This is a genomic window from Streptomyces sp. NPDC034043, from assembly GCF_055575675.1.
In genome coordinates this window covers 679,330-699,153 of the sequence record NZ_JBVISF010000001.1, presented here as the reverse complement: position 1 = coordinate 699,153, position 19,824 = coordinate 679,330, and the positions used below count along the sequence as shown (strand labels likewise).

The 19,824-nt window shown below is 73.5% G+C and carries 17 protein-coding genes; 7 read left to right on the top strand and 10 right to left on the bottom strand.

Annotated features, from left to right (window positions below; all coding sequences use genetic code 11):
* The first annotated feature begins 101 nt into the window (after positions 1 to 101).
* Together ACZ51S_RS03570 and ACZ51S_RS03565 are read left to right on the top strand one after the other, a co-directional pair.
* A complete protein-coding gene (locus ACZ51S_RS03570) occupies positions 102 to 1,319 on the top strand; it encodes a M4 family metallopeptidase (protein WP_468478126.1) in 1,218 nt (405 codons plus the stop codon).
* A 32-nt stretch (positions 1,320 to 1,351) separates the two neighbouring features.
* Complete coding sequence (locus ACZ51S_RS03565; RefSeq protein WP_468478125.1) at positions 1,352 to 1,654, top strand: protealysin inhibitor emfourin; 303 nt, start codon at positions 1,352 to 1,354, stop codon at positions 1,652 to 1,654.
* A 17-nt stretch (positions 1,655 to 1,671) separates the two neighbouring features.
* Here the strand turns inward: ACZ51S_RS03565 and xdhC are convergent, their stop codons facing one another.
* From xdhC to ACZ51S_RS03545, 4 genes are all read right to left on the bottom strand, one after another.
* A complete protein-coding gene (xdhC, locus tag ACZ51S_RS03560) occupies positions 1,672 to 2,484 on the bottom strand; it encodes a xanthine dehydrogenase accessory protein XdhC (protein ID WP_468478167.1) in 813 nt (270 codons plus the stop codon).
* A gap of 1 nt (position 2,485) precedes the next feature.
* Positions 2,486 to 4,867, bottom strand: coding sequence for a xanthine dehydrogenase molybdopterin binding subunit (xdhB, locus tag ACZ51S_RS03555; RefSeq protein ID WP_468959464.1), 2,382 nt, complete (start codon positions 4,865 to 4,867; stop codon positions 2,486 to 2,488).
* Positions 4,864 to 6,339 carry a xanthine dehydrogenase small subunit gene (locus ACZ51S_RS03550; protein ID WP_468478123.1) on the bottom strand — a complete coding sequence of 492 codons (1,476 nt, stop codon included), beginning with the start codon at positions 6,337 to 6,339 and terminating at the stop codon, positions 4,864 to 4,866. Before ACZ51S_RS03550 ends, xdhB begins: the two co-directional genes overlap by 4 nt.
* Before the next feature lie 396 nt (positions 6,340 to 6,735).
* The gene (locus tag ACZ51S_RS03545; RefSeq protein WP_468802874.1) at positions 6,736 to 7,023 is read right to left on the bottom strand and encodes a hypothetical protein; all 288 of its coding nucleotides are present in this window, start codon (positions 7,021 to 7,023) and stop codon (positions 6,736 to 6,738) included.
* 368 nt (positions 7,024 to 7,391) lie between these two features.
* Here ACZ51S_RS03545 and ACZ51S_RS03540 point away from each other — a divergent pair, with 368 nt between their 5' ends.
* Positions 7,392 to 8,819, top strand: coding sequence for an amidohydrolase family protein (locus tag ACZ51S_RS03540; RefSeq protein WP_468959462.1), 1,428 nt, complete (start codon positions 7,392 to 7,394; stop codon positions 8,817 to 8,819).
* Between the two features lie 434 nt (positions 8,820 to 9,253).
* Positions 9,254 to 9,490, top strand: coding sequence for a hypothetical protein (locus ACZ51S_RS03535; protein ID WP_468802873.1), 237 nt, complete (start codon positions 9,254 to 9,256; stop codon positions 9,488 to 9,490).
* Positions 9,491 to 9,617: 127 nt separating this feature from the next.
* On the opposite strand, the gene tsaD is transcribed toward ACZ51S_RS03535, so the two are convergent.
* The gene (gene tsaD, locus ACZ51S_RS03530; protein ID WP_468959684.1) at positions 9,618 to 10,676 is read right to left on the bottom strand and encodes a tRNA (adenosine(37)-N6)-threonylcarbamoyltransferase complex transferase subunit TsaD; all 1,059 of its coding nucleotides are present in this window, start codon (positions 10,674 to 10,676) and stop codon (positions 9,618 to 9,620) included.
* A gap of 222 nt (positions 10,677 to 10,898) precedes the next feature.
* Here tsaD and ACZ51S_RS03525 point away from each other — a divergent pair, with 222 nt between their 5' ends.
* Complete coding sequence (locus ACZ51S_RS03525) at positions 10,899 to 11,033, top strand: hypothetical protein (RefSeq protein WP_468959460.1); 135 nt, start codon at positions 10,899 to 10,901, stop codon at positions 11,031 to 11,033.
* A gap of 67 nt (positions 11,034 to 11,100) precedes the next feature.
* Here the strand turns inward: ACZ51S_RS03525 and ACZ51S_RS03520 are convergent, their stop codons facing one another.
* The 3 genes from ACZ51S_RS03520 to ACZ51S_RS03510 form a co-directional block, all read right to left on the bottom strand.
* Positions 11,101 to 12,225, bottom strand: a complete 1,125-nt coding sequence (locus ACZ51S_RS03520) for an MFS transporter (RefSeq protein ID WP_468959459.1) — start codon at positions 12,223 to 12,225, stop codon at positions 11,101 to 11,103.
* A gap of 188 nt (positions 12,226 to 12,413) precedes the next feature.
* Positions 12,414 to 13,721 carry a DegT/DnrJ/EryC1/StrS family aminotransferase gene (locus ACZ51S_RS03515; RefSeq protein ID WP_468959457.1) on the bottom strand — a complete coding sequence of 436 codons (1,308 nt, stop codon included), beginning with the start codon at positions 13,719 to 13,721 and terminating at the stop codon, positions 12,414 to 12,416.
* Positions 13,715 to 14,770 (bottom strand): NAD-dependent epimerase/dehydratase family protein, encoded by a 1,056-nt coding sequence (locus ACZ51S_RS03510; RefSeq protein ID WP_468478116.1) that lies wholly within the window; start codon positions 14,768 to 14,770, stop codon positions 13,715 to 13,717. Before ACZ51S_RS03510 ends, ACZ51S_RS03515 begins: the two co-directional genes overlap by 7 nt.
* A gap of 581 nt (positions 14,771 to 15,351) precedes the next feature.
* Between ACZ51S_RS03510 and ACZ51S_RS03505 the strand changes: the two genes are divergently transcribed.
* Together ACZ51S_RS03505 and ACZ51S_RS03500 are read left to right on the top strand one after the other, a co-directional pair.
* Positions 15,352 to 15,738, top strand: coding sequence for a hypothetical protein (locus ACZ51S_RS03505; RefSeq protein WP_468478115.1), 387 nt, complete (start codon positions 15,352 to 15,354; stop codon positions 15,736 to 15,738).
* A gap of 470 nt (positions 15,739 to 16,208) precedes the next feature.
* Positions 16,209 to 17,936 carry a thiamine pyrophosphate-dependent enzyme gene (locus ACZ51S_RS03500; RefSeq protein ID WP_388937712.1) on the top strand — a complete coding sequence of 576 codons (1,728 nt, stop codon included), beginning with the start codon at positions 16,209 to 16,211 and terminating at the stop codon, positions 17,934 to 17,936.
* A 28-nt stretch (positions 17,937 to 17,964) separates the two neighbouring features.
* On the opposite strand, the gene ACZ51S_RS03495 is transcribed toward ACZ51S_RS03500, so the two are convergent.
* Positions 17,965 to 18,768, bottom strand: coding sequence for a phosphatase PAP2 family protein (locus tag ACZ51S_RS03495; RefSeq protein WP_468885082.1), 804 nt, complete (start codon positions 18,766 to 18,768; stop codon positions 17,965 to 17,967).
* A 77-nt stretch (positions 18,769 to 18,845) separates the two neighbouring features.
* Positions 18,846 to 19,823, bottom strand: a complete 978-nt coding sequence (locus ACZ51S_RS03490; RefSeq protein WP_468478112.1) for a YihY/virulence factor BrkB family protein — start codon at positions 19,821 to 19,823, stop codon at positions 18,846 to 18,848.
* Position 19,824: the final 1 nt, after the last annotated feature.

The window sequence follows — 19,824 nt, the reverse complement described above, 5'->3', positions numbered from 1 at the left end:
GGTGGCGACAACGCGGGTTCCGGCATCCCGTGCCCGGCGGTCATCGCGTGCCCGGATCGGTGAACCCTCAACAGTAGGTCCTCTCACCCAGGAGGTGGGCCATGAGCAGGACCCGCCCGGTCAACTGCATCATCCCGCCGTACATCCTCGAAAGGCTCATGGAGAGCGAGGACAGCGAGGTGCGCCAGGCCGCTCTGGACACCCTGCTGACCACCGCCCGACTGCGGGGGGAACGAGCCGTCCGGTCGGCCTTCACCGGCGCCGCGGCCGCCTCCCCCGGAAACGCCCGGCGCACCGTCTTCGACTGCGAGCGGAGCGAATTCCTCCCCGACGCGGTGCTGGCCAGGTCGGAGGACGGGCCGGAATCCCCGGACGAGGCCGTCAACCAGGCGTTCGAGGGGCTCGGCCTGACCCGCGATTTCTACCAGGAGGTGTTCCAGCGCAATTCGATCGACGACCGGGGGATGCGGCTGAACGGGTTCATCCACTACGGCGAAAAGATCAACAACGCGTTCTGGGACGGCCAGGAGATGCTCTTCGGCGACGGGGACGGGATCGAGTTCGGCATCCTCACCGGTTCCCTCGATGTGATCGGGCACGAGTTGTCGCACGGAGTCACCGAGCACACGTCGAATTTCGAGTACCACAATCAGTCCGGCGCCCTGAACGAGTCGATGTCGGACGTCTTCGGCGCGCTCGTCAAGCAGTGGTCGCTCAAGCAGACGGCCGAGGAGGCCGACTGGCTGATCGGGGCCGACATATGGACCCCGGGGATCAAGGGCGACGCCCTGCGGTCGATGAAGGCGCCGGGGACGGCGTACAACAACCCGCTGGTCGGGAAGGACCCGCAGCCCGACCGCATGAGCAAGTTCGTCCACCTGCCCGACACTCCGCGAACGGACAACGGCGGGGTGCACTTCAACTCCGGCATCCCGAACAAGGCGTTCTTCGTGACGGCCGTGGGCATCGGCGGGTTCGCCTGGGAGGTCTCCGGGAGGATCTGGTACGAGGCGCTCAAGGCGTCCAGCCCCCGGGACACGTTCCAGGACTTCGCGGACACCACCTTCCAGAAGGCCGGGCAGCTGTTCGGGATCGGCAGCCCCGAGCAGACGGCCGTACTGGCGGGCTGGCAGGAGGTCGAGATCCAGATCACGGGAGTCCCGGCCGGCCTCGCCCGGGCACGGGTCTTCTCGGGTAACGGGCACGGCGGCACGGGCCGGGAGGCCGACCTGGCGGCCCTGACCCGGCAGATCGGAGCACTGAGCGACCGGGTCACCGGCCTGGCCCGGGACGTGGCCGCGCTGAAGGTCTCCAGGTGAGCGCGGGGAACGATCCCGGGAGACCGCGTGCGATGAGGGTGAGCCTGGTGTCGTACGGGGGGCTGGCGGCGGCGGCCGGCCTCCGCCGCCCGCCCCAGGTGCTGGACACGGACACGCTGCCCCCGGACGACGCGGCCGAGCTGCGCCGGCTGGTGGCGGCGGCCGCCGCGACGCCCCGGCCCGAGGACGCGGGCCGCGCCAGGGACGCCATGGGCCACCGCGTCACCGTGGAGGACGACGGCAGCTCGACGGTCCTCGAACAGTCGGACGCCGCCATGTCCCCCGCGTTCGCGGCCCTGGTCACCTGGCTCCGGAGGCACTTCGCGCCGCGGTGAGCGCGCGGGACCCCGTACTACGCCGCGCCGCCCCCTTCGAAGGTCCGGAGCAGGTCCGCCGCCACGCCCACCGCGATCACGGCGGGCTCCTTGCCGGTGATGCAGGGCATTCCGATCGGGGTCCGGATCCGGTCGATGGCGGCCTCGTCGTGGCCCCCCTCGGTGGCCAGACGCTGCCGGAACCGCGCCCACTTGGCGGCGGAGCCGATCAGCCCGATGGAGCCGAGGCCGGCGGTGCGCAGCGCGGCGTCGCACAGGGCGGCGTCCTCGGCGTGGTCATGCGTCATGATCAGGACGTGGGTGCCGGGAGCCAGCTCCGCCAGCACCTCCTCCGGCAGCAACGGGGTGTGGTGGACGTGGATCCGCGCCACCGCGTCCGCGAGTACGGCGAGCCGGTCGTCGGCGAGCTGGCCGGGGCGGCTGTCGATCAGGTGCAGATCGAGGTCGTGGCGGGCCAGGATGCGGGCCAGCTCCATCCCGACGTGCCCGACGCCGAAGACGGCCACCGCCGGGACCACCGGCAGCGGTTCCAGCAGTACGCTGACGGCCCCGCCGCAGCACTGGACGCCGTGGCGGCCGGTGACCTTGTCGTTGAGTGCGAAGTCCATCAGCTCCGGCTCCGGGTCCGGCGTACCGAGCACCTCCCGGGCCCGGTCGATCGCGACGGCCTCGATGTTGCCGCCGCCGATCGAACCCCAGGTCTCGGTCCGTCCCACCACGAGTTTGGCACCGGCCCGGCGGGGCGCGTGGCCGCGCACGGCCGCGACGGTCACGAGCGCGCCGGGTTCCCGGCGGGCCCGCAACCGCGCGACCGCGGCCACCCAGGTCATGTCAGACATTGCTCAATACGCTCGTGTCGGCGGGGACGCCGCTGCCGCCGGGCGCGCCGGCGCCGCGGACGGCCTCGATGGCCCAGTACACCGCCTCCGGTGTCGCCGGGGAGGCGAGTTCCACACTGGCACCGGCGGGCCCGAAGGCCGCGACGGCCTGCCGCAGCGCCTCCCGCACCGAGAAGGCCAGCATCAGCGGGGGCTCGCCCACCGCCTTGGACCCGTAGACGGCGCCCGTCTCGGTGGCGTTCCGCAGCAGCGTGACGTTGAACTCCTCCGGCATCTCCGAGAAGCTCGGCAGCTTGTAGGTGCTCGCGGCCTGGGTCAGCAGCCGGCCGCGGCCCGGCCCGTCACCGGTGTCCCAGCGCATATCCTCCAGCGTCAGCCAGCCCGCGCCCTGCACGAAACCGCCCTCGACCTGACCGATGTCGATCAACGGGGACAGGCTGTCGCCGACGTCGTGCACGATGTCCACCCGCCGGATGCGGTACGCGCCGGTGAAGCCGTCCACCTCCACCTCGGCCGCGGCGGCGCCGTGGGAGAAGTACTTGAACGGCGATCCCCTGAAGGACTTCAGGTCCCAGTGCAGGCCCTCCGTACGGTAGAAGCCGGCCGCCGACAGCTGGACGCGCTGGAAGTAGGCGGTGCGCACCAGGTCGTCCCAGGGCAGTTCCCCGTCACTGCCGAGGACGCGTGCGACGCCGTCGACGATGCGCACGTCCGAGGCGTTCGCGCCGAGCCGGGTGGCGGCCACCCGCAGCAGCCGCTCGCGCAGCTGCTCGCAGGCGTTCTTCACCGCGGCGCCGTTGAGGTCGGTGCCGGCGCTGGCCGCGGTGGCGGAGGTGTTGGGCACCTTGTCGGTCCGCGTGGGGGCCAGCCGTACCTTGTGCGGCGGGATGCCCAGGGCGGTCGCGGCCACCTGGATCATCTTGGTGTGCAGGCCCTGGCCCATCTCGGTGCCGCCGTGGTTGATCAGGACGGAGCCGTCCTTGTAGATCAGCACGAGCGCGCCGCCCTGGTTGAAGGCGGTGAGGTTGAACGAGATGCCGAACTTGACGCCGGTGAGCGCGAGGGCCCGCTTGGTGTGCGGGTGCGCGGCGTTGAAGGCCGCGATCTCCCTCTGGCGGTCGGCGAGCCGGCCGTTCTCCTTGACCTGCTGCCAGACGGCCGAGATCCGTTCGGGCTGGACGACCTCCTGCCCGTACGGGGTGAACTGGCCCTCCCGGTAGAAGTTCCGCTCCCGCAGCTCGGTCGGATCGAGGCCGAGCAGCGGCGCGCACCGGCCCATGATGTCCTCGATCACCAGCATGCCCTGCGGTCCGCCGAAGCCCCGGAAGGCGGTGTTGGAGACCTTGTTCGTCTTGGCGATGCGGCCGGTGACGCGGGCGTTGGGAATCCAGTAGGTGTTGTCGATGTGGCACAGCGCGCGGGCCACCACCGGCTCGGAGAGGTCCAGGCTCCAGCCGCCGTCCGCCGTCAGGGCGGCGTCCAGGGCCTGGATGCGGCCCTCGGCGTCGAAGCCGATCTTCCACGCGGCGTGGAACCCGTGCCGCTTGCCGGACATGGTCAGGTCCTGGGTGCGGTTGAGCCGCAGCCGCACCGGACGGCCGGTGAGCAGGGCGCCGAGGGCGGCGACGGCCGCGAATCCGTGCGGCTGCATCTCCTTGCCGCCGAAGCCGCCGCCCATCCGCAGGCACTGCACGGTCACTTGGTGGCTGTGCAGGCCGAGTACGTGCGCGACGATCTCCTGCGTCTCCGAGGGGTGCTGGGTGCTGCTCTGGACGAACACCTGCCCGGATTCGTCGACGTGGGCGAGGGCGGCGTGCGTCTCGAGGTAGAAGTGTTCCTGCTCGGAGAACCGGAGCTCGCCGGTGAACACGTGTGCGGAGTCCGCGAAGCCCGCGTCGATGTCGCCGGTCCGCATCTCGGGGCGGGCGCCGTGGAAGCTGCCGGCCTCGATCGCCTCGTCCAGGGTGACCAGGGCGGGCTGTTCGTCGAGTTCCACCTCCACGGCGGCGGCACCGAGCCGGGCCGCCTCCAGGGTCTCGCCGAGCACCCAGGCGACGGCGTGGCCGTGGAACATGACCTCGTCGGGGAAGACCGGTTCGTCGTGCTTCATTCCGGCGTCGTTGACGCCGGGCACGTCGGCGCCGGTCAGGACCCGGACCACGCCGGGCACGGCGAGCTCGGGCGCGGTGAGCAGCGCGGTGATCCGGCCGCGGGCCTTCATGACCTGGACCGGGTGGGCGTGCAGGACGTCCTTGGTGCGGTGGACCAGGTCGTCGGTGTAGAGCGCGGCGCCGGTGACGTGCAGGGCGGCGCTCTCGTGCGCCACGGGGACGCCGACGGCGGGACGTTCGGGGCGTTCGGACAGGTGACTCATGACGACACCGCCTCGGGGGTCTGTGCGTACAGCTTCAGCAGGCTCTGGCCGAGCATCGCGGAGCGGTATCCGGCGCTCGCCCGGTGATCGTCCATGGGAGTGCCCTGGGCCCGCAGCACCCCGGCCGCGGCCTCGACGGTCCCGGCCGTCCACGGCTTGCCCTCCAGCGCCGCCTCGGCGGCGAGGGCGCGGATCGGGGTGGCGGCCACGCCGCCCAGGCCGATGCGCGCCTTGCGGACGATCCCGTCCTCGATGTCGAGCGCGAAGGCGACCGCCACGCTGGAGATGTCGTCGAAGCGCCGCTTGGCGATCTTGTGGAAGGCGGTGACCGGGGAGAGCGGCAACGGGACGCGCACCGCGCGGATCAGTTCGCCGGGACGGCGTACGCTCTGCCGGTAGCCGGTGAAGTAGTCGCGGAGGGGGACCTCGCGCTCCCCGTCGGCGTCGGCGAGCACCACCGACGCCTCCAGCGCGAGCAGCACCGGCGGGCTGTCGCCGATGGGCGAGCCGGTGCCCAGGTTGCCGCCGAGGGTGGCGCTGTTGCGGATGAGGCGGGACGCGAACTGCGGGAACAGGTCCGCCAGCAGCGGGACGGTGCCGCCGAGGCGGCGTTCGATCTCGGTGAGCGTCTGCGCCGCGCCGATGACGACGGAGTCGGACGTGACGGCCAGTTCCCTCAGTTCGGGGAGCCGGTCCACGGCGATCACGCAAGGCGCCCGGCGGGCCCGGATGTTCACCTCCACGCCCCAGTCGGTGCTTCCCGCGACGACCACCGCGTCGGGCCGCTCGCGCAGCAGCCGCAGCGCCTCGGCGAGGGTGCCCGGCCGCAGGAACGCGCTGCCGTCGCGGGTGTACGAGGTGGCGGCGGGTCCGGGCGGGGACTGCTCACGGCGCCGCGCCAGGGGGTCGTCCTCGGTGGGCGTACCGACGGCGTACGCGGCATCGCGGATCGGGCGGTATCCGGTGCAGCGGCACAGGTTTCCGCTCAGCGAGTGCAGGTCGAAGCCGTTCGGGCCGTGCTCGGGGTCATGCTCGGGGTCGCCGCCGTCGGCGGGTTCCGCGTGCGCGCAGCGGTCGGGCCGGTAGTATTCGGCGGCCATGCTGCAGACGAACCCCGGGGTGCAGTAACCGCATTGGGAGCCGCCGCGGACCGCCATCTCCTGCTGCACCGGGTGCAGGGTGGGCGGCGTGCCGGGCGCGCCCGGGGTGGCGAGGCCTTCGGAGGTGACGACCTCCTGCCCGTCGAGCGCCGCGACCGGGACGAGGCAGGCGTTGACCGCCACCCAGTCGGTGGGCTTGTCCAGTCCGGGTCGGGCCACCAGGACGGAGCAGGCACCGCATTCGCCTTCGGCGCAGCCCTCCTTGGTGCCGGTGAGGCCGCGCTCGCGCAGGAAGTCCAGCACCGAGGTGTGGGGCGGAGCGGGCTCGATGGGTGTGTCTTTCCCGTTGACCGTGATCCGCGCCGCTACCACGGCACGTCCTCGTTCCGGTGCGCGGTGGATGTGATCGTCCTAGTCGCCATTTCAGGAGCCTTCTGTTCGGTGGCGCGGCCGGAGGTAACCCGGAGAGCGCACGTCGGCACGCGACGGCGTGCCTCAGGCGGTGACAGAGAATCGAAAAAGGAGCCGGGGCCGCAATCGGGCACGCCGGAGAGGGGGCTGTTCAGCAGCCGTGTGCGACGCGGCCCGGGGCCCAGGCGACCTGGTGAGCGAGGCGAAGCAGTGCGGAGATGGTGGACATCCGACGTCGCCTCCTTCCGTCAACTCACGAGCCGGTCCGCCAGAAGCTACGTGGCGGCGGGTCCATCGGTCAAGCCACCGCGCACCCGCCACGAGCAGGCCCTTCCGGGGTTCCCGGCCGGCCGTGGGTCAGCTCCGCGGAGGGCCGGGGTCGTCGGCCAGTTGGGCGATCCAGCCGTAGGGGAGCTCCTCGCCGTCGACGGTGACGGCCTCCACGGCCCGGCTCGCGGGGTCGATCTCGGCCTGCACCCCCTCCCCCGCGTAGCGCGGGTATCCGGAGACGCCGATGGCGCCGGTGGCTTCGACCCGGGCGGTGCGCAGGACCGCGTCGTGGCCCTTGGCGTCCTGGGCGCCGGGCGGGCCGGGGCGCAGGACGACGGTGTACCGGCCGGGGGCGGGGTGGGCGGGTGGAGTCATGGGGTCAGGCTAGTGACCGGGGGCGCCGCCGGCTCAGAGGCGCGGCTGGGGAAGGCGCCGCGGGGTCCGGCCGGTCGAGGGGCCCGCCCCCCGGCCGCCGGGGGGCGGGCCCCTCGACCGGCGCGCCGTGGTGCCGGCGGACCGCGCGGGGGCCGCGGCATACCTCAAGGGTGGGGGCCGGGTCACCGGTTCTGCGCCTCGGCGCCGAGCGAGGCACCGCTCGTAGCGGAAAAAGTTTTCCATCGGGCGTCTATCGAATGGCCGTTCGCTGGGAATGCTGCGTGTGTTCTCCCGCCCCGGTATGACGCCCCGTCCCGGCGTACCGCCCGGGCGGCCTTCCGTTCTGAGCTCTCGGGAGGTAACACGCCATGCAGTCAGCCCCCACACCCCCGCCCCCCAGCCGCCGCGATGTCCTCGCCGGTCTCGGCCTGGCCGCCGCCACCCCGCTCGTCCTCGGCGCCACCCCGGGCCCCGCCCACCACGACCTGCCCTCCCGCCCGGCCGTCCCGGGCGGCCGAACGGTCCTGCTCCGCGGGGCGTCCCTCGTGCTCACCATGGACCCCGCCCTCGGCAGCGGCCCCCTCGGCGCCGTCGAGAACGCCGACGTCCTGGTGCTCGACGGCGCCGTCGCCGCCATCGGCACGGCACTGCGTACGCCGCCCGGCGCCCGGGTGGTGGAGGCCTCGGGCAAGCTGGTCATGCCCGGCTTCGTCGACACCCACAACCACCTGTGGCAGGCGGCGATCCGGGGCGGCTGCACCGACCGGGACCTGTTCGGCTGGTTCCGGGGGTGTACCGACCCCCAGCGCGGCCGTCTGACGCCCGCGGACGTCCACAGCATCGTGCGGCTGGCCGCCCTCGACGCCGTCCAGTCGGGCGTGACGACGCTGGTGGACTGGGTGGACATCTTCTCGTACGACCTCATCGAGAGCTACGTACGGGCCCTGGCCGGCACCGGCCTGCGGTTCGCGTACGCCATGTTCCCGCCGGCGCCCGACGCGGGGCTGGTCACGAAGGTGAAGAGGGAACTCGTCGACCCGGCGCCCCTCGGTTCCTTCCAGGTCGCCACCCACGCGGCGCGGGCCGTCGAGTCCCACAACCGCGCCCACTGGGAGGCCGCCCAGGACCTGGGGGTCATGCTCAACTCCCATGTCCTGGAACGCCCCGAGCAGCGGGCCGACGACCCGATCGGGGTGCTCGCCGGCATCGGGGCGCTGGGTCCGCGGCTCCTGATCAACCACGCGGTCCACCTGACGGACGCGGAGATCGCCGCCGTCGCCGAGCACGACGTCCGGGTGGCCCACTGCCCGCTCAGCAACATGCGGCTGGCCTCCGGCATCATGCGGCTGTCCGACCTCGGACAACGGGGCGTCAAGGTCGGGCTGGGCCTGGACGGCGGAACCAACGACACCTCGGACTTCCACGCGCTGATGAAGACGGCCGTCGGCCTGCAGCGCGTTCGCACCACCCGGGCCTCGGTCTTCCCGCAGGTGCACGAGGTCCTGCGGATGGCCACGCTGGGGGGCGCCGAAGTCCTCGGCCTCTCCGGCCGGGTGGGGTCCCTGACCCCCGGCAAGCGGGCCGACCTCGTGGTCATCGACCCGGCGGCGCTGAACTTCGCACCGCGCTTCGACTGGGTCGGGCAGATCGTCTTCAACGGGCGGCCCGAGAACGTCGACGCCGTGTTCGTGGACGGGCGGGCGCTGAAGCTCGGCGGCCGGCTGGTCGGCATCGACACGGAGCGGGTCGTGCGGGAGGCCGAGGCGGCCGCCACCCGCCTGCGCGCGGCCGCGTAGGGCGGGCGCGGCGCCGGGGCGTCCGCGCGGCCACGGCGGGCGTCCCGGCGCCGCCCGACGGCCCCTCGTACGGGGGGAGTTGGGGGATGCCACCAGTCGCGCACCCGAGGGGAGCAGTGCGTCCGCGGCCGGCCCCGTGTCCTCCGGCCCCGCCTCCCGCCCGGTTCCCGAGATGACGGCCCGCGGAGAGGTGACTAGCATGGTCAGAAGAGGGCCGCCACCGTGTGAACAGACCTTTCACCTGCGGTGATGCGTACGGCCTTGAGAACGTGCCATCCAGCCCCGTGGTCCGCGGCCCGAAGAGCCGCGTTGACGGCGGATGCACCTCCACACGTCTGTCGGTACTGGCCGGAGTTCCAGGACTTGGAGCCGGAAGGAGGCCGAAAACCGTTTCGCGCCGCGTGCGCGGCGCAGTTCGAGAAGGGTTTTGAACCATGCAGGCACTGAGAGTGAAGCGCCTCTTCGCGGCGTCCGCGATCGGAGTCCTGATGGCCGGCGGCGCCGCCCTCGGCGCGGCGGGCACGGCCTCCGCGGCGGCGCCCACCCACTCGGTCTCCTACGTCACCGGTGGTGGCGGATGGGACGACGACCACGGCTACGGCCACGACCACGACCACGGCGGGTACGACCACGATGACGACTGGGGCGGAGGGCACGGCGGCGGCTGCTGACAGCTGACCATCCCGCAGGCTGTGCGGACCGCCGAGCTGACGGTCCGTGCAGTGCCGTGTCCGTGGCCGCCGTTGGCCGTGGCCACCGCCGGTGCGCCGACCGCGCACCCGTTCGGCCGCGCGCCGTTCACGCGACCCGCAGCGGCGGGCGGGCGACGGGGTGCAGGGCGGCGTGCTCCAGGGGTGCGGAGGGGTCGACGGAGACGTCCAGCCGGGCCGGTTCGGCGCCGGCGCGGACCAGCAGGTCGCCGACGGCCGCGATCATCGCCCCGTTGTCGGTGCACAGGGTCAGCGCGGGCACCCTCAGCTCGACGCCGGCGGCCGCGCAGCGTTCCTCGGCGAGGGCCCGTACGCGCGAGTTGGCGGCGACACCGCCCACCACGACCAGCGTCCGTACGCCGTGCTCCCGGCAGGCGGCCAGCGCTTTGCGGGTCAGCACGTCCGCGACGGCTTCCTGGAGGGAGGCCGCGCCGTCGGCCAGCGGGAGTTCCTCGCCGCTCTGCCGGTGCCGCTCGGCCCACCGGGCGGCGGCGGTCTTCAGACCGGAGAAGGAGAAGGCGTACGGGGCGTCGCGCGGCCCGGTCAGCGGGCGGGGGAAGGCCACCGCGCGGGGATCGCCCTCGCTGGCGGCCCGGTCGATCGCGGGGCCGCCGGGGTAGGGCAGTCCGAAGACCCGCGCCACCTTGTCGAAGCACTCGCCGGCCGCGTCGTCGACGGTGTCGCCGAGGTGCAGGATCGGATCGCGTACGAGGTCCCGTACGAGGAGCAGGGAGGTGTGCCCGCCGGAGACGATCAGGACCACGCACGGATCCGGCAGCGGCCCGTGTTCCAGGGTGTCCGCGGCGACGTGTCCGGCCAGGTGGTGCACCCCGTACAGCGGCACTCCGGCGGCGTAGGCGAGGGCCTTCGCTCCGGCGAGGCCGACCTGGAGGGCGCCCGAGAGGCCGGGCCCGGTGGTCACGGCGACGGCGTCGAGGTCCCGCAGGCGCAGTCCCGCACGGTCCAGTGCCTCCTGGACGACGGGGGTGAAGGCCTGCAGGTGGGCCCGGGCCGCGATCTCGGGCACGACGCCGCCGAACCGGGCGTGTTCGTCCATGCTCGACGCCACCACGTGCGCGAGCAGCCGGCCGCCGGAGACGATCCCGGCTCCCGTCTCGTCACAGGAGGACTCGATGCCCAGCACCACCGGAGCGCCCACGCCAGCCTCTTTCGCATGATCTTTGTTCTTGCAAGGGATGCGCAACAAGGTACCGCTGCGGTTCCGCACCGCGCGAACCCGCACCGCTGCCACGGCTTCCGTCCCGGCAACTCCGCGGTGTCCGGCGCACGCTGACGCCCGTGCGCCCGCCCGGGCCGGTACGCACCTGTGATCAGTGACTCATCCGCTCGGCCGGACCTCCCGCGGGCTGTGCCCGTCCAGCTCGCGCTGTGGGCCGTGTTCGGGGTCGTCTTCGGAGTCCTCGCCCAGCGGCTGCCGGCCCGCCCCGCCGATGGCGCCGGTACGGAGGCGACGGCCCCTCGGCCGGTGTCCGCCCCGGCCTGATCCGCGCACCGCACCACCCCCGGAGCCCTGCTCCCCCGGATGCCCGGGGCGGCGGGGCTCCGGCGCGTCAGGGGCGGCGCAGGCGGGGGGCCAGGACCGCCATCGCCGTCATCAGCGCCGGCAGCACCAGCATCGCCCACCGCAGGCTCGTCGCCTCCGCGAGGCCGCCGATGACCGGAGGTCCCGCGAGGAAGCCGACGTAACCCACCGCCGAGACGGCGGCGATGGAGGAGCCGGCGCGCTCCGGCCGCAGGCCGGCCGCGTGGGCGAAGACGAGGGGGATGACCGCGGCCATGCCGAGGCCCAGCAGGGTGTAGCCGATGAAACCGGCCGTCGTCGTCGCGCTGATGATCGGGATGAGGGCCCCCGCTCCCGCCACCACGGCGCAGACGAGCGTGAAGCGCACCGTTCCGAGGCGGGCGCGCAGCCGGTCGGCGGTGAGGCGGCCGATGACCATGCCCGCGGAGAAGACGGCGTACCCCAGGCCCGCCGCGCCCGGTGAGGCGCCGGTCTCCTCCTTCAGGTACACCGCCCCCCAGTCGTTGACCACCCCCTCCCCCATCAGCGCGCAGAACGCGACGAGGCCGGGGATCCACAGTCCCGGGCCGGGCAGGGCCAGCAGGGGGCCCGCCGGGGAAGGACCGTCGGCCGACGGTGGTTCGGGGGCCAGGGCGGTGGCCGCCGCCCCCGCCACCACCAGCAGGACGAGGGCCGTCACCGTGAAGTGCGCCCGGATGCCGATACCGGCGGAGGCCGCCAGGCCGCCCGCCGTGGCGCCGGCGATGCCGCCGAGGCTGAACATGGCGTGGAAGCCGCCGAGGACGGGGCGGCCGTAGGCGCGTTCGACGAGGACGCCCTGGGTGTTCATCGCGACGTCGACGGCCGTGTTGCCGCACGCGAACAGGGCCAGGGCGGCGGTCAGTACCGCGAGGCCGGGGACGAGGGGCAGGCTCGCCAGGGCGCCCAGGTAGGCGGCCATGCCGACGCACAGGACCTTGCGGCTGCCGAACCTGGCCACCAGGCCGCCGACCAGCGGGAGCCCGACGAAGGCCCCGCCGCTGAGGCCGACGAGGGCCACGGCCAGTTCCCCGGCGGACAGGTCCAGCCCGCTCTGGACGGCCGGTACCCGGGCCGCCCAGGTGGCGAAGGCGGCTCCGGTGACGAAGAAGACCGCGCAGACGGCCAGCCGCATCGTCCGCGGCCGTGGGCCACCGTCACCGCCACGGCCACGGCCACCGTCACGTTCACGGGCGGAGGGCACCGCACGTCCTCCCGCGGTCTCGGACTCGTCGTGCATCTGCGTCCGTCCCCTTGTCCTTCGTGCCCGTGCCGTCCCGGGCCGGTCCCCGCGCCCCGGCGGGAGGACCGGCCTTCCGCCTGTCATCGCGCCGAGTCGGCCGTCCGCCGGGTCAGGGCGATCAACGCCTCCCGTTCCTCGACAATGACCTTGTACAGGACTTCGGCGTAGCGGCGCATCGTCGTCACGTCGTTGGGCGGGCCGAAAGAGCTGAAGCTCTGCCCCAGCACCAGGCGGCGCAGGCAGACCTCCTCGCTCACGGGGTACTGCGCCGGATCGTAGTGGTGCCCGGGGCGGGCGTGTCCGCAGCTCCACGGGCAGCCCCGGCCGTATCCGCGCAGCTCCTGGAAGAGGGTCTGCCCGGGCACCGGCTGCGGCTGCCAGCGCATGATGTGCAGGCCTTCGGCGTTGACCGCCCGGGCGAGCGCGTCACGGAAGGCGGCGACGGGAAGGCCGTCGAGTCCGAGTTCCTCCGGCATGACGAGCAGCGGGTAGAAGAAGTAGACGTGCGTACGGTCCTCGGGCACGGCCGGCGTGCGGATGCCGGGGACGCCGGCGAGGGCCTGGGTGAGCGCGGCCCCGTTGGCCTGCCGGACGAGGGACATCTCGGCCAGGCGGGTCAGCTGGGAGCGGGCGAACGCGGCGGCGAGGACGTCGATGCGGTAGTTCCAGCCCATGATGCGGGCGTTGTAGTCACGGCTCTGGCCCGGGAGTTCCTCACCGAACATCAGCACCCGCCGGGCCAGCCGGTGCTGTTCCTCGTCGCGGGTCGCGAACAGACCGCCCTCGCCGAGGGCGGAGAGGGTCTTCGACCCGTTGAGGCTGGCACCGCTCAGTGCGCCGAGGGACCCGACCGGGCGGCCCCGGTAGCTCGCGCCATGGGCCTGGGAGGCGTCCTCGATGAGGACGAGGCCGTGCCGGTCCGCGATCGTCCGCAGGGCGTCGTAGTCGGCGGGCAGGCCGTTGAGGTCCACGGCGACGATGGCACGGGTACGGTCGGTGATCCGTTCCTCGATCCGGTCCGGGTCGATGTTGAACGTCGCGAGGTCGGTGTCCACGAACACCGGGATCGCGTTGGCCTGGAGTACGCAGGAGGCCGAGGCCAGGAAGGTGTCGGCCGGCACCAGCACCTCGTCGCCCGGCTCCACGCCGGCGGCGGCGATCGCCATGTGCAGGGCCGCCGTGCCGGAGTTGGCGGCGAGGACGTGGGGCATGCCGGTGAACTCGGCCCAGGCGGCCTCCAGATCGCTCACCGTACGCATGGGCCAGTGCCAGGGCGTCGCCTGGTCCAGCGCGTCGAGCACGGCCTTGCGGTCGGCGTCGGCGATGTACGGCCAGGGAGCCACCTCGTCCCCGGAGAGCAGCGGGGTACCCCCGTCGACGGCTAGCACGTCCTGGCCTCCTCACCGGCCCCGACGGCGGCGGTCAGCGTCATCCTCCGGCGGGCCGGGGGCTCCCGCCGGAACACCGCCCGGGCTGAGGGGATCTCGGGGAAGGGCCCGAGCAGGTCGGCCAGACCGGTCAGCCCCTCGGCCAGGGTGACGCGCGGGGCGAAGCCCAGCCCTCGCAGACGGGTGACGTCGGCGAGGAGGGTGAAGCTGTCCGCGAGGCTGGAGGTGTCGGCGTCCAGCAGCGCCGGGCGGCCGGTGGCCGTACCCACCGCCTCGGCCAGCTCGCGCATCGAGACGGCGGTGCCGGTGGCCAGGTTGTAGATCTCGCCGTCGGTACCGCGGCCGGCCAGGGTCATCATGGCCCGGCACAGGTCCTCGACGTGGATGAAGTCGCGGCGCTTGAGGTCGATGTCGCCGACCACCGGGATGGGCTGTTCGTTGAGGTGCCAGCGCAGGAACTGCGAGACCTCCCCGCCCGCCCGGCGCGGATCCTCGCCGGGGCCGTAGACGACGAAGGAGCGGCCGATGACGACGGGCAGTCCGGCCGTCGCGTGCAGACTGCGCAGCGTCAGTTCGCCGGAGAGCTTCGAGGCACCGTACGGCAGGAAGGGCTGGGTGGGATGGTCCTCACGGATCGGGCTCTGGAGCGGGGTGCCGTAGACGATGGCGGAGGAGAGGTAGACGAGGCGGCGCACGCCCAGTTCCAGGCAGGCGTTGCCGACGTTGCAGGTCCCGAGGGCGTTCAGGTGGAAGTCGTGACGGGGATGGGCCACCGACTCGGTGCCGCTGGCGTTGCCGGCCAGGTGGAAGACGGCGTCGGCGTTCTGCAGCGCCAATAAGGTCTCCCCGTAATCGCGCAGGTCGGCGCGGACGTAGGAGACGCCGGGCAGGGCCGCGAGCTCGGGGGGAAGGGGGGCGTGGTCGACGACGGTGACCTTCTGGGAGAGAAGGCTGAGGGCCGTGACGAGGTGCCGGCCGACGAAACCGGCTCCGCCGGTGACGGCCACGTTCTCGTAAGGGGTTTCGGGCAGGTCGGGGCCGTGGTGCACGGTCACTCCATTCCAGATTCAGGGCGAGGGGGGAGGCAGGAACGGGCGGACACTGACCGGTGGTCACCCGGGGCGCACACGCCTGCCGCCGCGCCCCTGGCGGTGCGCTCGAAACGGGGGTGCTGTTCAACCCTGGTCCGGACTCGCAATGCCGCTCACGCACCTGATCGGTTACGGCTCAACCAGTTCACCACGCCTCCTCCCCGTCGGCGCAAGGGGTCCCGGGGAGAGTGGCCGAGACTGCCTCCCGTCCGGTCGCGCGGCGGTCCGGGGAGCGGAGCTGCTGCTCCGCCCCGGAGATCGAGCGGGGGCGGAGGCGTCCGCCCGAACCGGAAGGGCGAGGGGCGGCCGCGCACGGCAGGGCCGGGATGGCCGGTTCGGCGGGCTTGACCTTCTGCCCACGGGAGGATCTTTCCACCCGAACACCACGGGGACGGACGAGCCGGACGCCACGAGGGGCCCGGCCGGAAGCCAGGGGCCCCGGCCGGGATCCGCGGGGACCGGTACCGGTTCCCGGGGTCCGTCGGGTGAACTCCCGGAGGACCGCGTTTACCGAACACGGATCCGGCTACACGCGCTGTATGACGGCATCAGAGAAGTCCGACAACACCAAGTCGACCGGCAACGGATCCCGTTCGTCCTCCAACGGCACCACCACGCGGCGCCGGGCCACCCGCGCCGCCCGGGCGGGGAGCGGTTCCGGGACGGAAGCGAAGGAAACCGTGGCAGGCACCCTGACGGCCCTGCCCGCCCCCCTGGCGGAGAGGACCCACGCGGCCGTGCAGGCGGTACGGGGCACCCTCGGCAGCGCCGGACGGGCATGGACGGCGATCAGGAACCGCAAGGCCCTCGCCGCCGCCGCGGCGGGAGGCACGGCGGCCGTGATCACCAGCACGTACGCGATCGGGCGGCGGGCCGGGCTGCGCCGGCGCGGCCCGCTCTCCCGGCTCACCGGTGGCCGCATCTGAATCCGGCCGCCCGCCGCAGGCGCGCCCGCCTCCGGCGCGGGCGCGTCACGGACGTTCGGGGCGTCCACCGCCGCTGGGCGGTGGGCGCCCCGAACGCGCGGATGCCGTGCGGGCAGGAGCGCGAGTGCGATGACGGGGTTCAAGGTCCTGACGTCCGCACCGCCGCGCACTCCGGCGGCGCCGCCACCGCGGGGCAGGATCGGCGGCCCCCTGCGCCCGCCCCTTCGACAACGTGCCCGCCATGAGCCCCGGCTCGCTGACGACCGGCCGTCACGGCCCTGGACACGGGTGCCCGGCTCGGCGGCTCCGCACGGCGAGCGGCTCGCCCGCGGCAGCTCCACGACGACGCGCCCCGCCCTGGTCGCGGTGCGCCGCCGCGGGCCCCGTACGCGCGCCGGCCGTCACGGCCCGCGCCCCCGCCCGAGCCCCCGCCCCTACGACACCGGCTCCACGACCGACAGGACTCCCCCGTGACACGTACCGTTGCCCGCGTCATCGTCGACGCCCTCAAGGAACTCGACGTCCACCACGTCTTCGGCGTCGTCGGAGACGCCCTCAACCCCCTGACCGACGCCATCCGCACCACCGAGGGCGTGGACTGGGTGGGCTGTCGCCACGAAGAGGCGGCGGCCTTCGCGGCCGGCGCGCAGGCCCAGCTGTCGGGCCGGCTCGGCGTGTGCATGGGCACCGTCGGGCCGGGCTCGGTCCACCTGCTCAACGGGCTGTACGACGCCGCCAAGAGCCACGCCCCCGTCCTGGCCGTCTGCGGTCAGGTCCCCCTCGCGGACATGGGCACCGACTACTTCCAGGAAGTCGACAACGATCAGCTGTTCCGGGACGTCGCCGTGTACCGGGCGACCGTCACCTCGCCCGGGCAGATGCCCCGGATGCTGGAATCCGCGGTCCGCGCGGCGATCAGCCAGGGCGGTGTGGCGGTCCTGACCGTCCCCGGCGACCTCGGCGACCAGGAGGTCGAGGACGACCGGCCCGTGCGCTTCGCCCTGGACCGCCCGGTGACCCGGCCCGACGATCCCGCGCTCGCCGAAGCCGCGCAGCTCGTCAACGCCGGCTCCAGGACCACCCTGCTGGTCGGCCAGGGGGCGAGGGAGGCCCGCGAGGAGGTGCTGCGCCTGGCCGGACTGCTCAACGCGCCCATGGTGCTCACCCTGAAGGCCAAAGAGGGCTTCGAGCACGACAACCCGTACCAGGTGGGCCAGACGGGGCTGATCGGCAACCCCGCCGCCTCCCACGCCCTCGACCAGTGCGACACCCTGGTCATGCTCGGCACCGACTTCCCCTACCGCGACTGGTACCCCGACGGCTGCAAGGTCGTCCAGATCGACACCCGCGGCGACCACCTCGGCCGACGGGTCCCGGTGGACGCCGGGCTGGCGGGCGATGTCGGCGCCACCCTGCGCGCCCTGCTCCCCCAGCTGAAGGCCTCGTCCGACCGCTCCCACCTCGACGCCTCGCGCTCCCGCTTCGAGTCCTGGAGCGAGGACCAGCAGCAGCTCGCCGACCCCCGCCACGACCACCGCTGGCGGGGCAGGCTGCGCGCCCTGGTGGACAACCGGGACCACGACGTCCGTCCCGAGGCGCTGGCCGCGGCCGTGGACCGGTACGCCGCGGACGACGCGGTCTTCACCTCCGACACGGGCATGGCCACCGTCTGGCTCTCCCGGTTCGTCACCATGCGCGGGACGCGGCGGCTGCTCGGCTCGTACAACCTCGGCTCGATGGCGAACGCGATGCCGCAGGCGCTGGGCGCCCAGCTGTGGGCGCCGGAACGTCAGGTGGTCGCGTTCTGCGGCGACGGAGGCCTGAGCATGCTGCTCGGCGACCTGATGACGATCAAGACGTACCGGCTTCCGGTCAAGCTCGTCCTCTTCGACAACCGCCGCCTGGGCATGGTCAAACTGGAACAGGAGCAGGCGGGCCTGCCCGAGTTCGGCACCGAACTCGACAATCCGGACTTCGCGGCCGTCGCCACCGCCCTCGGCCTGACCGGCATCCGCGTCACCGACCCGTCGGAACTGGACGACGCCGTGCGCCGGGCGTTCGACACGCCCGGCCCGGTCCTCCTCGACGTGCTGACCAACCCCCGGGAGATCGCCGTACCGGGCAAGCCCACCGTCAGCCAGGGATGGGGCTTCGCCATCGCCAAGGTCAAGGAGACCCTCACCAGCGACGGGGCCTGACGGCCCTCCCCACGCCGCCGGCGGGTGGTCACGGACGGTCCGGGGCCCCCGCCGGCGGCTCGGGGTGCTCGGAGCGGATCTCCGGCTCCAGACCCTCCGCGGGAGTGGTGCGGCGCCGCCCGACGTCCGCCCGCCAGGCCTCGAAGGCCACGGCCGTCGCCGTCACCACCGCCAGCCCGAGCAGCCAGCCCCCCACCACGTCGCTCACCCAGTGCACCCCGAGCGCCACCCGCGTGATGCCCACGCCCACGACCGAGACCACCGCCAGCGCCCACGCCGGCGGACGTCCGCGCCGTGGGACCAGCGGCAGCAGGACCAGCAGCAGGACCGCGCAGGAGGTGGTGGCCGTCATCGCGTGCCCGGAGGGGAAGGAGAACCCGTGCGCGTGGGAGACCGGTTCGGGCAGGTGGGGCCGGGCCCGCGCGACCACGATCTTCACCAGCAGGCCGAGCAGGCCGCCGGCCGTCGCGGTGACGGCCGCCCACAGCGCCAGCCGTACGGCGCCCCGTACGAGGAGCCACACCACCAGCGCCGCCACGAGCAGCCGCATGGTCACCGGATCCCACACCACGTCGCTCAGGAAGCGCAGCACCCGCACCCAGGCCGGATGCCGGAGCGCCGCCGCGTGCAGGGACTCGGCCGCTCCCTGGTCCAGCCGCCACAGCGGTGCCCACCGCGACTCCACGAGGACCAGCGCGAGCGCGAAGGGGACGGACACGAGGGCGGTCGCGGCCACCGTCGCCGCCAGCCGCGCCCCGAACCGGGCGTCTGGGCCCCAGCGGCCGGTAACGAGCCGGGCGAGCGCGCGGCGCGGGGCTGAGGGTCGTGCCATGGTCGTGGTGCTTCCTTTCAGGGAGGGTTCCGCCGCGTCCCGGGGCCGCCCTTCCGGGCTGTCCGGGCGCGGCCCGTTCAGACGCCGGGATCGTCCGTGGCCGGTTCCGTCACCCCCGCCCGTACGGCTTCCAGCTGGGCGGCGAAGGCCAGCCCGAGGAAGAGGGCCATCGAGGTCAGGTAGGACCACAGCAGCAGGGAGACGAACGCGCTGAGGGGCCCGTACACCGTGGTGAAGGAGCCGCCGGCACCGACGTACAGGCTCAGCCCCCACGTCGCCAGCAGCCACAGCGCCAGGTACACCGTCGCGCCGAAGGCCAGCCAGGTGTAACCGGGCTGGGTGCGGCGGGGCGAGAGGCGGAAGACGGCGCTGGTGGCGAGGACGGCGAGCAGTACGCCCACGGGCCAGCGCAGCAGGTCCCACGCGCGGACGGCGCCCGGTCCGAGGTGGTACACCTCGGCGACGGCGCGGCTCAGGTGGGTGCCGAGGACGGTCACCGCGAAGCTGAGGCCGAGGGGCAGGCCGGCCAGCACGGACATGACGAGCCCGCGGGCGTACTTGGACAGGAACGGCCGGTCCCGTTCCGTTCCGTAGATGCGGTTGGCACCCCGCTCCACCTGGCACAGGGCGGTGGTCACGTTCACGACGGAGAAGGCCAGACCGAGCCAGAGCGCGACCTGGCTGTCCCCGGCCCGGTGGCGGCTCTGGGCCAGGGCGTCGTCCACCACTTCCTGGCTGGGCCCGCTCGCCAGCCGGCGGATCGTCAGTTCCGCGATCCGGCCGATGTCCTCGGTGTGCAGCGCGCCGGACAGCCCGATGACGGCGATGGCCAGCGGGACGAGGGCCAGTACCGTCTGCAGGGCCAGGGCCCTGGAGTGGCTGAAGCCGTCGGCGTACCGGAAGCGGACGAAGGAGTCCCGTACGAGGCTCCAGCCCCCGTAGCGCCGCAGGGCGGCCAGCGCCTCCTCGGCGGAGAGTTCCTCGCCCTCCATCTCCAGTCCGGCGGTGGCGTCCGCCACTTCCTCGCGCTGCGGTACCCGCGTCGCGGTTCCCACG